Source organism: Lysinibacillus sp. BPa_S21 (genome assembly GCF_023337795.1).
GTDB lineage: Bacteria > Bacillota > Bacilli > Bacillales_A > Planococcaceae > Lysinibacillus.
In genome coordinates this window covers 66,245-82,198 of record NZ_JALIRS010000006.1, presented here as the reverse complement: position 1 = coordinate 82,198, position 15,954 = coordinate 66,245, and the positions used below count along the sequence as shown (strand labels likewise).

Sequence of the window (15,954 nt, the reverse complement as noted above, 5' to 3'; positions counted from 1 at the left end):
TCTTTGTGCAATTATTAACTAATTCTTAATTATCATGCAAGCTTGATTTTCAATACTACGATAAAGCCATCATGCCCATTGTAACAGCTAATTTGGCCACACATATTTTCCATGAAATACTTCGATATATAGAGACCCAGTCCTGAACCATTCTTGCCTCCGATATTTGTTCCTCGGTAATATTTATTGAACAGTAGAGGTAATTCTTCTTCGCTAATTCCGGACCCGAAGTCCATGATGTGAAGTTCAAGATATCCCTGCTGGATTTGGGACTGAATAGTGACCTTCGTTCCTGCATATTTATACGAATTACTGATAATATTGTCTATTACCTGCTGCATACGTACAGAATCCGTTAAAATAATACATTGTGGAATTGAATCATAGATGATTTGATTATCGTAATTTACATTTTCAATCATATCAACAAGTACTTCACTCGATTCTTCGATGACCGTTATTTGTAACTGTTGCAGTTCTTCCAAAGTGGCATGAAACATATCGGTAACAAGTAAGTCAATTTGCTCTGCTTTCGAATAGATTGTATTCACTTGCTTCATGACTTTTTCATCCCTTGCCTGCAGAAGCATCAATTCACTTACTGCCTTTATTGAAGCAACAGGCGTCTTAATATCATGACTTAATGTGGCCACAAGCTCTTTCTTACTACGGTTGGATTCATACTCTCTTTGACGGGCAGCATAAAGCTCTTCACGTAATAGATCAAAGCTTTCCGTGAATGCACCAAAATAATTATTTTTATTCATATTTAAAGGAACATCTAGATTACCCCTAGCAACATCCGCAGCGAAATGCTTAAGCTGCATAAAAGGTTTCAATAACGTTCTGTAAATATAGACATTGTAAATAATACTAATAATCATTAATAAACCAACTATTAAACTGAAAGATGTAACCAGTTCCTTTTTCATTTCTTGCACTATGTCTTTTTCGTTATTGCGGATAATAATTTTCCCTGCAACCTCATCATTTTGCATCACATCAATAATCGAATCTCTATTTTTGATGGCATCATAGATATTAATAAACTGAATACCCGGTGTTTGATAAATGACATTTTCTAAATTATCTATAATTATGAATGGTTGTTGAAAGCCGCTGTTATTAAGTGTTTCATTATTAATTTGTCCCCAATTTTTTTCGACGGTTTTAACTAAATCATTAATGGCTACAATATTCACTTCTGAAATATCTTTATTGTTAATCATCATTATTGGGGCAGTAATTCCTGCAACAAAAATAACCAAAAACAAGGCACTAAGCAATTTTATTCTCATCGCTTCGTGTCCTCTAACACATATCCTGTTCCCCAAACCGTTTTTATAAATTGCGGGTCCTTTGGATTTTCTTCAATCTTTTCACGTAAATGCCGAATGTGCACATTCAGTGTCCCATCCCCTACAAAAGAATCTCCCCATACATGTTGAAACAATTCATCTTTAGTAATGATACGGTTTTTATTATTTACCAAATAATACAGAAGCTTATATTCCATTGTTTTTAGCTGAATATCAATACCCTTTACTCGAACACGATGAAGTTTTGTATCAATCTGAATTTGACCAAATTCTAAAACCTCCTGTTGGGTAGAACCACTGCCATATCTTTTGAGTACTGCTTTTACTTTGGCTAATAATATGCTTAGTGTATATGGTTTTTGAATGTAATCGTCCCCACCTATGTTAAGTGCGATTAGAACGTCGTCATCGCTGGAACGAGCACTTATAAATAAAATCGGAATCTGCGTAATTTTACGTAATTTTTTACATAAATCAAACCCCGATTCACTACCGAGATTGATGTCTAGAAGAATCAATGATGGTTCATGTTCTTTCAAAAATAACTCGCAATCCTCTGCACTTGCCACAAAAGCCGTTTTGACTTCGAACATATTAAAATATTCACAAGTTGTTTCAGCTAAAGCAATCTCATCATCAACAATTAAACAATCTACTTTCATCGCAATTCTCCTAGAAAGAGACTTTCGGTATGCATAGCATAAGAACCCTGGTTAAAAACGCTGAATTCGTAATCTGTTTGCTGTAAAATCTCATTTTCTTTTTTAAGTTTTATATTCTCGTGAAACTTACTGAATTGTGTTCTACAATCAGCCATATACATTCCTCCTAAAGTCCACTTAATAAAGCAAGAACAAACGTTTGAAATAATGCTATTAAATATATGTATAAAAAAATAGTTAAATCATTGTAAGATACCACTGTTTTTAGTATGAATATTAAAAGTTAATATATACCATTAAGTATACATTAAAGTTGAAATTTGTTCTTTATAAAATAATTCTTTCTTACTATAAAAATCTTAAAGTCTTAAGAGTAAGATGATTAACGCTTGATGTTAATAGCAACCAATCGATATAAAACTATCCCTACAAAGGTGGCGGCCCCTCTTTGTAAAATTTGTTAAGAATGAATTCAGTGGGATTCAAGGAACAGCACTCCTCCAGTTTAGTATTGACATACCAGTCATTACGAGTTGCTTACCATCTTCCACTATGAAATTAAAGCTGAATCATATCATTTATAAACCAAGCCTCTTGACGAACATTTGTTCCGGTATTAGAATAATAAAAAAAGGAGGCAATTTTATGCAAAAAACGAGCACCATTGAATTAGTACATTTCTCTGAAGAGTATGTGGATAGTTTGAATGACTTTGACCTTCCGGAAGAACAAAGTCAATTTACTGCCCTTCCAAAAGAGATTTCTATAGAAATGGTTGGACAATATCCGATTGTTATTTTGAGTGACCATGTTCCTGTTGGATTTTTTGTCCTGCACGCAACGGAAAGAGTAAAAGAGTACTCTACTAATCCAAAAGCAATGTTACTGACTGCATTATCTATTGACCATAAACAACAAGGACATGGGTATGCCAAAAAAGGGATGTTGGCACTGCCTGAATTTATAAAAAGCCATTTTAAAGATTGTAATGAAGTCGTTTTAGTCGTTAATCATAAAAATATTCCGGCTCAAAATTTATATTTAAAAGTGGGCTTTGTCGATAACGGGGAAAGAAGAATGGGTCGTATTGGCGAGCAGCTTGTAATGAATCTAGCCATCTAATAGTTTTTTTTTAGAAATCACTCGTCATGACATGGGTGATTTTTTCTGTTTGCCCCTATTTCCTTATATAGTTTACATAATATTTTTATTACCTTCTAAAAGAACGCTGTCGCTGCTCCATAAGTTCAAAAACTAAAAAAGCGAATTCCCATAATAGGAATTCGTTCTACATTAGTCTCTATACTAACTCCAACCGCGCCTTTGCTTTATAGCGGTGCGAGGTATATGTGGTAACATATACGATGTTGATGGAGATTTACTTGATTGTATTATGATAAGAATTTAGTTACCACCAAAGCCGTAACACAATAAATATCTATTGGTATCAATAAGAGGCATCCTATTATCCAGTGTAATTTTATATATACATTAGGTGGTATTATGTTCAATGCTATTTTTGTATTTCCTACGAGTTCATTATTTTTCCGTACCCCTTCAGAAATATTCTCAACTTGCTGTTCTGCTTGAGTTAAATTAGGATTATGAAAATCAGCCTTTAAAAATGCGTATTGAGGATTTAAAATCGACAATTTTACACTCCTTCGTATCCATCCTAATTTTTTAATAATTGTAATTAAAAGCGTAACTTGCACATGGCATTTGTTCTATTATATTCTCGGAATAGTGATAACATGTGTGCATGCACAATTAATTTACAAAGTTCTGCAATCAACATTCGATTATTGGCGTAAAAGAGTGTTTTTTGTTTTAATTCGATATTCAACCTTTAAACGTATATCCCCCATCGCCATAAGGTGTTCTTCTGCCATTTTATTTGTTTAAGGGGGAGATTTAACATTGGTACACCAAGAAAATGTCTTGGTTGGAAAACTGCAAATGAGGCTTGTAATGAGCAGTTGTTTCCTTAATTTGACAAATCATCATCATTAAAAAGAATGGAGATAAGTTAGTTCTCTTCCTATGTCTCCAATGTTACACTTCTCCTTTTTTACGAGCTGCCATTTCATCCGTACAAAAGTTACTCCTAGCTATTTTCTATAGCTTTTGGATTGCCTTTTTTAGTTAGTCGAATCTCGTTGAATTAATATCGGATTAAAGCGATATAATTTTTGATCATTGGCTATATGTTCTTTTTTGATTTTTGCTAAGAGAATTGAAGCCGATTTTTGAGCCATTGGTAAAATAGGTTGTTCCAATGTTGTGATAGAAGGATGTGTAAACTTTGCATATGGCACATCATCAACCGCTATCACTTGTAAATCGTTAGGTACGTGCAAGTTTCGCTTTTTTATATAGATCATTAATTCTTGAAAAATACGATCATTCGCCGCAATTATTCCTTTAGGCGGTTGTTCCAATGCAAATAATTGATTGAAAACCTCTTCCATTTTAGCAGGCTCGCCATTTTTAATATAGCGTTCATCAATGAAGAGGTTTCTATTTCTTAAAGCTTGACGAAATCCTTCTAGACGTTCGACACGAGGAGTAATCGGTAAGGTTAAAGATGTTGTTACAATAGCCAATGGTTGTTTTCGAAATGTCTCAACTGCCATATCCATTGCAGAAAAATTATCAAGCAAAACAGCAGGAATGTCTACTCCTTCTAAAAAACGGTCGATAAAAACGATTGGCATTGCTTGTTGATGAAGTCTTACATATAGATTCTTATTTTCTCCCGTTGGGAAAACAATCATGCCATCTACTTGTTTTTCAAGTAAAGTTTCGATATGTTTCTTCTCTTTTTGTGGATTATCCGCAGAGTTACAAACAATCATATGGAAGCCTTCTTTATCAAACTCTGCTTCAAGTGCATTTATAATTTTTGTAGAAAAATCATGAATAATATTTGCTACGATAACACCAATAGTAAAGGTGGATTTCTGTTTTAAACTACGAGCCATTAAATTAGGACGATATTGCAATGCTTCAATAGCTTCTTCAATTTTTTTACGAGTTTCTACACTCATATATTCATATCGCTTATTCAGATATTGCGATACGGTGCTATTGGAAACGTTTGCATATTGCGCAACATCGGCAATTGTTGTTTTTTTCACTAAAATCAATCTCCTACCTATAAATATGAAAACTCTCCTTGGTATTATGTAGCATAACATATTTTAGCAGTTAAATTAACAATTCAAATAGTTATACACTTGTTCTGGTAAATCAATACCCTTTTCTATTGTATTTGCACTACGTTTTTGTTCAATCTCACCTGGAACAAGTACTTGGTCAAAATTTAGTGCCGTTGGAGCATCATGTAATTCATGAACCATTTGTGAGACACTTGCCTTAAATTGTTTTACATCACAAAAAATAGTTGGATCTAATACATATAAATATTGTCCTAGATTACGTTTTTGCTCGTAATCGCCATACATTTTTGAAATATGCGGACCAAAAGCTTCACTTGCTAAAATGCCAGAAAGTACGTCTACTACTAGTGCCAAACCATATCCTTTTGGTCCTGCAAACGGTGTTAAAGATTTTACTTGGTGAGGGTCTGTGGTTGGTGCCCCCTGTGCGTCAACTCCCCATGTATTCGGAATCGCCTCACCTTTTTCACGTGCATATAAAATTTTACCGAGTGCTACATTACTTGTCGCCATGTCCAGAATGATTGGCTTTTCGTCAGTTGGAAAACCGAAAGCTATTGGATTTGTTCCAAAATACGGCTCTTTTCCACCAAAAGGTACAACTGCTGAGTCTGTTTGAGAGCACATAATAGCAATTAAATTTTCACTTGTTGCTTGTTCAAGGAAATAGCCGAGCGCCCCACAATGGCTACTTTCTTGAATAATGGTTGTACATGAGCCATGTTCTTTTGCTATTTTAATGGTTTCATCCATTGCTTCCTTACAAATGACATGTCCGAAACCATGACCCCCTTTAAAAATAAGATGATTTGTGCCTCGTTTTTCGACTGAAAAATTGGGGCTTTTCGTAATTCCGCCTGCTTTCAAACGTGTTATATAATGCTCCACACGCATTACACCATGAGAACTTACACCCCGTAAATCTGCATAAATCAAAACATCCGCTACTTGTGCAGCTGTTTCTATGTCAACACCTTGAGCTGTAAACTTTCGAACAACTAATTTTTTTAATGCTGGTACGGAAATATTCATTGAAATCCTCCTCATTACTTAAAATAAATTTGTGCTTTATTCATGTTGTATTGTTTTGCCTCAAAGTAAGAAATCGCTTCATCAAATGCAATTTTTTTCGTTACATAGCCTTTCTTTATGTCTCCTGATCGTATATAATTCATAACTGTCTTAAAATCTTCTAATGTTGCATTACGACTACTTTTTAATGTTAACTCTTTTGAATGAAATTCAGGATCGTTAAATGTAATCGTCTTCTTCATTAAGCCAATAAACACTAGTGTTCCGCTATTTTCTACGTACTGGAACGAAGATTCCATTGATTGTTGATTGCCTGTTGCATCAAATACAACGGTTGGCAATTCACCATTAAATTTTTCATAAAGCTGAGCCATTACTTCATTATTTACAACAATCACGTCATCCGCTTTCGACCATCCCTGACCTTCTTTGAGACGTTCCTCATTCAAGTCCATTAAAATCGTTTTTGCTCCACGTAATTTAGCAAAGCGTGCCGCTCCTAACCCAATTGGACCTGCACCAATGACTAGTACCATATCATTCTCTGTTAGCTCTGAACGACGTACCGCATGAGCACCGATAGCTAAAGGTTCAACAATGGCTAACTGATCGCCTGACACTGCATTATCAGTAATCACAATACTTTCATCGACTACGATATACTCACCCATACCACCATCCATATGTACGCCTAATACTTTCAGCGATTTACAGCAGTTCGTTTGACCTCGGCGACATGCAACACACTCATCACAATAGATGTACGGAATAACTGTTGCACGATCCCCTACTTGAATATCATTAACTGCTTCTCCGACTTCTTCCACAATAGCTGCCAGTTCATGACCTAAAACACGTGGGTAGCTAAAGAATGGCTGTTCACCTGCAAAAGCATGTGTATCTGTTCCACATATACCGATATGTGTTATCTTCAATAGAACATCATGGCTTTTTTCAATACTTGGCTTGTCTACCTCACGTTGTATCATTTTAAACGGTTCATTTATTATCAATTGTCGCATGCTATTTCCTCCAATAATCTATTAATTGTTGATAATTGTTTAATAACTTCTGCTGCATCACATTGGAAATACTGCTCGATAAATTGTTGCATTTGCTCTGCTTGTCCTTGCTCAAATTGTTCATGGATTTCTGTCAATTTTTCAATAACATTATCAGATTCACGAATGGAAAAACGTGTTGGATTCATTGTAAATATACCTATTGCTAAAGCTTGATAATATATTTCCGTCTCAGCAAATGGTGCAATACGTGCTTGCCACTTTGATAACTCATTTAATTGAATGTCATATAAGTGATGCTCTATAAATGGATTTAAAAAACGTTCAAAAACATCTTGCTGATAGTCTTCATCCACTTGAAATCGTTGTGTAAAATCATTTGTTACTTTTTCGATAAAGGCACGAATACCTGCATTAGAAAATGCCTCTCTTACAGTTTTATAATTATAAATCTTGCCAAATGCAGAAAGTAAAATGTGACTACCATTTAAAATGGCGACCTTGCGTTTGCGATACATGTCTAAATCATCAAAGACAAAAGGTAATTCAAGACTTGTTGGCCAATGTTTAAAAGGTTCTTTCTGATCAATCACAAATAAAAAATAGGGTTCACAAACCGTATATAGGGCATCTTCCCCCTTATAATCTAGCGGATAACCTGTTACGATACGGTCTACTAGTGTATTACAAAAAGCTAAAGTAGCAAGCCATTCAAGAAATGCTGTAGGGAAAGCCCAGTCTTTGGCATGTTGCAGACATATATTTTTTAATGTTTTACCATTTTGTTCGATCAATTCAAGAGGAACGATGGCCAATTGTTTTTCACCTTGAAAATGATCGTAATAATGTTTTAGGAATACCGTTAATTTTGCTGCATAGCTTGTTGGACAAGCAGTAGGAAAAGGGATATTCTCGTAATAAATTCCTGCCTCAGTCGTATTAGAAACAATCATTTCTAGTGTTTCAGATTGTGCATATTGTAAAAATCCATGCCAATTTTTATATGGATTAATGGTATCTTGAATAGCTTTAACGATAGTTTCTTCTTCTACCACCTCACCATCTTTTAACCCTCGTTCCTTCACTGTAAATTGCAACTGTTGTTCTTCTAACTGCCTTACCGTTTTTCCTCTTTCTGTTGCTGCGACTGAAACGATACTAAAAGGGACTTGTAGTTTTTCAATTGCTAAGTCAAAAAAGCCTCTCATAAAATTTCCGTCACCTATTTGCATAATTTTAATAGGATGCTTCATCTTATTTCTCTCCTACATAGTAACGCCATCTTTAAAAATAGCGATTTCTTTAAATCCATATTTTTCATTATTCGTATGCACTTCTCCTGAAGCTAGCGCTAATATATAATCCATAAATTCATCGACTAATACATTTATCGGTTTACCTTCCACTAATTGCCCTGCGTTAAAGTCAATCCAATTTTTTTTGCGTTCATAAAGGGGTGTATTTGTTGAAATTTTGACAGTTGGTGTTGGTCCTCCAAACGGCGTTCCCCTCCCTGTTGAGAAAAGAACAATTTGGCAACCTGTTGAGGCAAGAGCCGTTGTTGATACAAGATCATTACCTGGGCCATTTAGTAAATGTAGCCCCTTTGTTGTCATACGGTCGCCATAATCAAGCACTTCTTTTACTTCTTGGAATCCCCCTTTTTGAATACAGCCAAGTGACTTTTCTTCTAATGTTGTAATACCACCTTCTTTGTTTCCTGGAGATGGGTTTTCATATATAGGTTGGTTATATTTAATAAAATACTGTTTAAAGTCATTTACTAAATGCACGATATCCCTAAAAACAGATGCATCTTTTGCACGTTCCATTAAAATCTGTTCAGCACCAAACATTTCTGGAACTTCCGTCAACACGGTTGCTCCACCTGCAGAAATCAACTGGTCAGAAAATACTCCAATCATTGGATTAGCTGTAATACCAGAGAAACCATCACTACCACCACATTTCAATCCGATTTTCAACTCCGAAATGGATACCTCTTGTCGTTCAAATGTCGTCGCATATTCAAATGCTTTTTCAAGCAATCGTTGACCCTCTTCCATTTCATCTGCTGATTCTTGAATATTTAAAAACGCTACGCGATGTTCATCATAATGACCGATTGTTTTCTTAAATAATTCAATATAATTGTTCTCACACCCCAGCCCTAATACAATAACTGCCCCTGCATTTGGGTGGTGAATTAAATTAGCTAAGATTTTTTGTGTATACGTTAAATCATCGCCGAGTTGAGAACAACCATATGGATGAGCAAAATGCTGTACACCGTCAAAATTGTCAGCGTTCAATAATTGATTGCCTAGCTTTGCCAAGTTTTCAGCTACTTTGTTAATGCACCCGACTGTATTAATAAGCCAGATTTCATTTCGTACACCCACCTGTCCATCTGTTCTACGATAACCCTTAAACGTGCGTTGTGCATGACGAGATGTAGCTACGGGATGTGCTTTCGGTTTAAATTCATAGCTTAATTCACCCGATAAATTGGTTTTCATATTATGTGAGTGAACCCAACTACCCGCTGGAATTTCTTTTGTTGCATGACCGATTGGGAAACCATATTTCATGATATGTTCATCATTAGAAAGAGTAGTGATGGCAATTTTATGCCCACGTTGTACTTGTTGCTGTAAAGTTATTTCTGTCCCATCCAATGGAAGTAAAAAGCCTTGAGGAAGATCACTCAAGGCTATGGCAACATTGTCCATCGGATGAATTTTAATAAATGATTGATTGTTCATTTGAATCCACCCTTTCTATTTATAAGCTATTTCATTATGAACAATTGGTGTAACGAATTTAATAACTGCTAATGACGCGATGACTGCTAAACCGCCTGCAAGCAAGAATGCTGCAGAGAATGTTCCTGTTTTATCTACTAGGAAACCTGTCAAAGTTGGCCCAATAATACCAGCTGTGTTTGCTAAGAAATGCATAAAGCCACCAACAGATCCAACATATTTTGATTCCACAACGTCATTAATAATTGCCCAGTAAATAGCACCTGTTAAATATAAGAAGAAAACAGAGGTAGCAACAAGCGCAACAGCACTAACTGTTGTTGTTACAATACCTGCACAACCAATGGATACAGCTGCTAAGAATAAACATGTAACTAGCACAACTTTACGAGAGAATAAAACACCCTTACTCATAAAGCGTTTATAAATGAAATCCGATACAATTCCACTCAATGCTAAACCTAAAAATCCTAAAATCCATGGAATAACAGTCACGATACTCATATCTTTAACAGCCATGCCACGAGCCTCTACTAAATAACTTGGGAACCAAGTTAAGAAAAAGAATAGGATATAGTTATAGGCAAAAAACGCAAAGGCCGTAAATAATACTGTTGATTGTTTTAAATAGTAAGATAGGCCACGACTATGTTGATTTCATCTGCTGCAATTTCTAAATTGGCTATTGGTTCTTCAATGTCCACGTTTTTTGGCTTTTCTTTTACCACTTTAAACCATACAATTGCCCAAACAAATCCGAGGATCATAATCGCAATAAATGAATATTTCCAGCCATATGCTAATGCAATATAGCCAACAATTGGACCTGCAATGGCTCCACCAAGTGGCGTACCACTATTGGCTAATCCCACTACAGAAGCACGCTTATCTGCGGGAAACCAGTTATTCACCATTTTATTAATGGTTGATGATAATGGCCCTTCCGCCATACCAAAGACGATACGAACAATTATCAATGAAGCGAATCCAACGACTAATACCATTGCTCCACTGAATAAAGACCATACAATCATCGCTACAAATAAGGTTAACTTTGCACCAAATCTATCGGATGCCATCCCACCTAAAAAGTTAAAAATCGCATATCCAACAGAGAAACTACTAAAGATAATTCCTAATTGTGTCGAAGTTAGATGAATATCTTCTTGAATAAATGGTGCCGCAATCGATAATGCCGAGCGGTCTAAATAGTTAATGACACCAGCTAAAAACAACATAATAATAACAACAGTTTTGCCATCCCCAAAAATACCTTGTTGTTTCATATATTTCACCCCTAATATTTGTAATATTTCCCTTCGTTAAACCCCTGAGTAGGCCATAAATCCACCATCTACAGGAATCGTTACACCAGTGACAAATGCTGAGTATGTATCATCAGCTAAAAATAATAATGTTCCTAATAAATCTTGTGGTTTTCCGAAACGCTTTTGTGGTGTAGCTGCAATGATTTTTTCTGAACGTGCTGTTAATGAGCCATCCTCTGTAAGCAAAAGATTACGGTTCTGTTCGGTAATAAAAAATCCAGGTGCAATAGCATTAACACGTAAACCCGCTTCTGCAAAATGAACAGCCATCCATTGTGTAAAGTTATTAATCGCTGCCTTTGCCGCACTATATGCAGGCACTTTTGTCATAGGTGCAAAGGAACTCATGGATGAAATATTAATAATTGTCCCCTTCGTTTTCAGCAATGCTTCACCAAAAACTTGGACGGCTAAAAATGTTCCTGTAAAATTATTCGAGAATACGCTTTCAAAACCGCTTGGCGTTAATTCAAAGAAATTTGGTGTAATAGATTCTTCTTTATATACTTCATCAGCAGTAATGGCATCTGGATGATTGCCCCCCGCTCCATTAATTAGCACATCAATTTGACCATATTGCTGTAAAATTGCTTGTCGTGCTGCTATTAATGACTCTTTATTCAAAACATCAGCAGGAAAATTAATCGCTTCTCCACCATTTTCTTTAATCGATTGGACGATTGCTTCTCCTTTTTGGGCTGTACGATTTAAAATAGCCACTCGCATTCCTTGTTTTGCCAACTCCTTTGCCATCTCAGAACAAAGAACACCACTACCACCTGTAACAACAGCTACTTTATTTTGTAAAGCTTCATGCACCCTACTCACCTACTTTTAAAATGACTTTACGTATTTCATTTGGATTTTTCTCGATAAATTGAAAGGCTTCTTTTGCTTCATGTAATGAAAAAGTATGTGTAATTAAACCTTGTTGTTGTAGCTTTCCAGTATCTACAAGCTGCACTACGTTTTCAAATTGGAACGTTTGCAAACGTGATCCTTTTATCGACAATTCTTTTTTCGTAATTGGTAGTGGCGTGAGCTCAGTTGATTCTTCTGCAAAACTAAGTACAACCACTCTTCCAGCAACTGAAGCTGCATCAATAGACTGCTTAAACGTTAGTGGAATACATACCGCATCAATTGATACATTAACCCCTTCTCCATCTGTCCATCTATCAACAGCTTCTAATAAATCTTGTTCTTTCACATTAACAATTTCATCCGCACCAAGTTCCTTTGCATAAGTAAGCTTAGAATCATCTAAATCCGAGATCATGACACGAGCATCCATTAATTTAGCCATCTTTAAAATACAAATGCCAATCGGTCCTGCTCCTTGAATTAATAGCGTCTCACCGGCCTGCAATTCACCACGATATACTGCTTGTGCGCCAATTGTATACGGCTCGATTAATACCGCCTCTTCAAAAGATGTTCGGTCTGCTACTTTATGTAGTTGCTTTTCAGAAACAACAAAACGCTCACGCATACCGCCATCTTCATGCACACCAAAAACAGATAATTTTTCACAGACATTTGGTCGTCCCTTGCGGCAAGCATAACATTCACCACAATAACGGATTGGTTCAACAACGACTTTGTCGCCAACTTTTAATCCTTGAACCCCTTGGCCAATGTCTAACACGCGTCCAACAACTTCATGCCCTGGTACACGAGGCAAAGTCGCTAATGGATTCGAGCCGTGATAAATATGCATATCTGAGCCACAAATGCCAACATATTCTGTTTGGACAAGGACATCTGATTGCTTTGTTATCACTGGTTCTGCTACATCAATTAAAGTCATTTCAAAAGGTTTGATTACTTGTAATGCTTTCATACACTTCACCTATTTCTTTAGATTTTCATAAGCATCCCAAAGACCATTTAAATACATAATGCCAAGTGCTCGGTCATATAAGCCGTAACCTGGACGACACTGCTCTCCCCAAATATGACGACCATGATCTGGGCGTACATAGCCTTCAAAGTTTTGCTGATTTAATGTACGGACAATATTTTTAATATCTATTGAACCATCCGATGTAAAATGTGAAGTTTCAAAGAAACTACCATTCTCCAAGATTTTCACATTTCTAATATGGGCGAATGGAGCACGGTATGCATATTTTTCAGCAATAGCTACCATATCATTTTGTGGATCTGCACCCATTGAACCTGAGCAGAACGTAAAACTATTCGCCATTGAATCTGAAATTCTGATTAACTTTTCATAGCTTTCTGCTCCCGTAATAATTCGTGGCAAACCAAAGATTGAATACGGTGGATCATCTGGGTGAATCGCCATTTGAATACCTGATTCTTCTGCTACTGGTAAAATTGCTTGTAAAAAGTAGGCTAAGTTCTGCCAAAGCTTGGTTTCATCTACTTCTTTGTACTGCTCGAATAATTCTGAAAGTCGGGCTAATCGTTCTGGTTCCCATCCTGGAAGCGTTAAATCCGAAGAAGCACTTACTTCATTCACAAGTTCCTGAGGATCTAAATTCATTACTTTTTCCTTATCGAAATAAAGGGCAGTTGAGCTATCTTCTAAAGGATGGAATAAGTCTGTACGCGTCCAATCGAATACTGGCATGAAATTATAACAGATTACTTTCACGCCATTCTCGCCAAGATTACGAATCGATTGCTTATAGTTCTCAATATATTTATCACGAGTCGGTAGTCCTAATTTAATGTCTTCATGTACGTTAACACTTTCCACAACATCTGTATGGAATCCGAAAGATTGAATATAATTGACTTCTTGTTGAATGGCACCTTTTGTCCATACTTCTCCGGCTGGTAGGTGATGTAGTGCCCATACAATTCCTTTCACATTCGGAATTTGCTTCACTTCTTCTAATGTCACTGTATCATTGCCACGACCATACCATCTAAACGTCATATTCATATTAATTACCTCCTAGTTTGATAATTTTTCTATATATGCATTTGCACGTTCAACAACGCCCGCATAACCATCTTTCTTATATGCTTTATTTAAATCACTACCAATACCAACCGCGACTGCCCCCGCTTCTAACCATTCGTTCATATTAGCCAAACCAACACCGCCCGTAGGCATAATCGTTACATGTGGTAACGGCCCCTTAACGGTCTTAATAAAGTTTGGCTCAAATTGATTTCCCGGGAATAATTTAATGATGTCGCTTCCACCTTCAAGAGCTGTCACCATCTCTGTAATCGTCATACAACCTGGTAAATACGGTATGCTATAGCGATTACAAATTGTTGCAATGGCAGCATTGTAGCTTGGACTAACAACAAACTTCGCACCGTTTAAAATCGCGTGGCGCGCAGTCTCAACATCCAATACCGTCCCAGCACCAATTAATGCATCACAATTACGTAACGCTTTAAATGTTTCTCCTACAAAAGGCGTGGTATACGTTATTTCAATTGCTCGAATGCCACCTGCAATTGCACCTTTTGAAATTTCTGTTGCTTCTTCAGGTGAGCTTCCTCGAACGACGGCTACAACTTTTGCATCTGATAACGCTTTCAAAATTTCGATTTTTTGCATTCCTGACAACTCCTAACGCTCAATTAGTTTTTCATCACCGATAAATTGCTTTAATTCTCGTAATGATGGAAGACCCTCATTATCTCCTTTAATCATCGCTACAAGTGCTCCCGCACCATTTGCTAAACGCAGCCTTTCCGGAATATCATAACCATTTAAATAGCTATATACATAAGCTGAATCAAACGCATCCCCTGCTCCAACGGTATCAATCGCATGAACGGAAAATGCTTCTCGCTCATACTGTTCAGTAGTTGTATAAACTGAGGCTCCATGTTCACCTTTTTTAATAATAATTTCATCTATTTTGTAACTCTCTTGAACGTCTTTGACTGTACGCCCTTCAAATAAAAGTTCAAATTCATCCTGTCCTGCTAGAAGGAGATTGATTGATGGGTACACTTTTTCGTATACTGCACGGGCATCTTCTATAGTCCATAACTTTAATCGTAAATTCGGATCAAAGGATATAGGAATATTTTTTGCCTGAGCTAAACCAATTAATTTCAATGCGACGTTAATGTTATGTTCACAGACCGCTAAATACACACCACTAATATGTAATAAATCCACATCATCCAGTACTGTCTCATCTAAATGTTCTTCCGTTAACTCAAGTAAAGGTGATGGATTGCGATAATAAAACGATTTACCTGCACCTCCTTCCCTAATTTCTTTGAAGTAAATAGAAGTTGGTATATGTGGTGTTTGTCTTACATGTGATACATCAACACCTTCGCCACGGGCAAAATTATAAATCAGCTTGCCAAATTCATCGTCTCCAATACAACTAATCCATTTTGCTTCCATATCTAAACGTGTAATACCTATTGCAAAATTTAATTCTGCACCACCTACCGCTCGCTCAAAGGAAGGAACGAATCGTAGAGGACCTGTTTTAGATGGATTAAAAACGACCATTGCATCACCTATCGTTGCAATTCGTTTATTTCTCAATTTTTTCATTCCCTTCTTTAATAAAACGTTTTAGTAAAACGTTTTATTAATACTATCACGAAATTTTCCGTGTTGCAATAATAATCTGATTATTTAGATTAATAGAATGAACTATCGTTTCTTCTAAAGTAGATGTA

Annotated in this window: 14 protein-coding genes and 1 pseudogene; 1 reads left to right on the top strand and 14 read right to left on the bottom strand. The window is 36.3% G+C overall.

The annotated features are described in order from the left end of the window. Positions 1 to 32 precede the first annotated feature (32 nt). Positions 33 to 1,298 carry a HAMP domain-containing sensor histidine kinase gene (locus MOK21_RS13520; RefSeq protein WP_249074520.1) on the bottom strand — a complete coding sequence of 422 codons (1,266 nt, stop codon included), beginning with the start codon at positions 1,296 to 1,298 and terminating at the stop codon, positions 33 to 35. Then, complete coding sequence (locus MOK21_RS13515) at positions 1,295 to 1,981, bottom strand: response regulator transcription factor (protein WP_249074519.1); 687 nt, start codon at positions 1,979 to 1,981, stop codon at positions 1,295 to 1,297. The genes MOK21_RS13520 and MOK21_RS13515 overlap by 4 nt, the downstream gene beginning before the upstream one ends. Positions 1,982 to 2,626: 645 nt before the next feature. On the opposite strand from MOK21_RS13515, the gene MOK21_RS13510 reads away from it, so the two are divergent. Next, positions 2,627 to 3,103 (top strand): GNAT family N-acetyltransferase, encoded by a 477-nt coding sequence (locus MOK21_RS13510; RefSeq protein ID WP_249074518.1) that lies wholly within the window; start codon positions 2,627 to 2,629, stop codon positions 3,101 to 3,103. Positions 3,104 to 3,372: 269 nt separating this feature from the next. Here MOK21_RS13510 and MOK21_RS13505 read toward each other — a convergent pair whose 3' ends face one another. The 12 genes and pseudogenes from MOK21_RS13505 to MOK21_RS13450 all read right to left on the bottom strand — a co-directional run bounded on the left by MOK21_RS13505 (position 3,373) and on the right by MOK21_RS13450 (position 15,826). Continuing rightward, complete coding sequence (locus tag MOK21_RS13505) at positions 3,373 to 3,633, bottom strand: hypothetical protein (protein ID WP_249074517.1); 261 nt, start codon at positions 3,631 to 3,633, stop codon at positions 3,373 to 3,375. Positions 3,634 to 4,122: 489 nt separating this feature from the next. After that, positions 4,123 to 5,121, bottom strand: coding sequence for a LacI family DNA-binding transcriptional regulator (locus tag MOK21_RS13500; RefSeq protein ID WP_249074516.1), 999 nt, complete (start codon positions 5,119 to 5,121; stop codon positions 4,123 to 4,125). Positions 5,122 to 5,196: 75 nt separating this feature from the next. Further along, complete coding sequence (gene allD / locus MOK21_RS13495) at positions 5,197 to 6,195, bottom strand: ureidoglycolate dehydrogenase (RefSeq protein ID WP_249074515.1); 999 nt, start codon at positions 6,193 to 6,195, stop codon at positions 5,197 to 5,199. Positions 6,196 to 6,209: 14 nt separating this feature from the next. After that, positions 6,210 to 7,217, bottom strand: a complete 1,008-nt coding sequence (locus MOK21_RS13490; protein WP_249074514.1) for a zinc-binding alcohol dehydrogenase family protein — start codon at positions 7,215 to 7,217, stop codon at positions 6,210 to 6,212. Beyond that, a complete protein-coding gene (locus MOK21_RS13485; RefSeq protein WP_249074513.1) occupies positions 7,205 to 8,470 on the bottom strand; it encodes a mannitol dehydrogenase family protein in 1,266 nt (421 codons plus the stop codon). Before MOK21_RS13485 ends, MOK21_RS13490 begins: the two co-directional genes overlap by 13 nt. A 12-nt stretch (positions 8,471 to 8,482) precedes the next feature. Next, a complete protein-coding gene (locus MOK21_RS13480; RefSeq protein ID WP_249074512.1) occupies positions 8,483 to 9,982 on the bottom strand; it encodes a UxaA family hydrolase in 1,500 nt (499 codons plus the stop codon). 15 nt (positions 9,983 to 9,997) lie between these two features. Continuing rightward, positions 9,998 to 11,268 (bottom strand): annotated as a pseudogene (locus MOK21_RS13475) (MFS transporter). Positions 11,269 to 11,304: 36 nt separating this feature from the next. Then, positions 11,305 to 12,138: an SDR family oxidoreductase gene (locus tag MOK21_RS13470; protein WP_249074511.1), complete on the bottom strand. Its 834-nt coding sequence runs from the start codon at positions 12,136 to 12,138 to the stop codon at positions 11,305 to 11,307. Then, positions 12,131 to 13,153, bottom strand: coding sequence for a zinc-binding alcohol dehydrogenase family protein (locus MOK21_RS13465; protein WP_249074510.1), 1,023 nt, complete (start codon positions 13,151 to 13,153; stop codon positions 12,131 to 12,133). Before MOK21_RS13465 ends, MOK21_RS13470 begins: the two co-directional genes overlap by 8 nt. 9 nt (positions 13,154 to 13,162) lie before the next feature. After that, positions 13,163 to 14,227 carry a mannonate dehydratase gene (gene uxuA, locus MOK21_RS13460; RefSeq protein WP_249074509.1) on the bottom strand — a complete coding sequence of 355 codons (1,065 nt, stop codon included), beginning with the start codon at positions 14,225 to 14,227 and terminating at the stop codon, positions 13,163 to 13,165. Between the two features lie 12 nt (positions 14,228 to 14,239). Continuing rightward, on the bottom strand, positions 14,240 to 14,860 hold the full coding sequence (locus tag MOK21_RS13455; RefSeq protein ID WP_249074508.1) for a bifunctional 2-keto-4-hydroxyglutarate aldolase/2-keto-3-deoxy-6-phosphogluconate aldolase: 621 nt from the start codon (positions 14,858 to 14,860) through the stop codon (positions 14,240 to 14,242). Positions 14,861 to 14,872: 12 nt separating this feature from the next. Further along, the gene (locus MOK21_RS13450) at positions 14,873 to 15,826 is read right to left on the bottom strand and encodes a sugar kinase (RefSeq protein WP_308221930.1); all 954 of its coding nucleotides are present in this window, start codon (positions 15,824 to 15,826) and stop codon (positions 14,873 to 14,875) included. Positions 15,827 to 15,954: the final 128 nt, after the last annotated feature.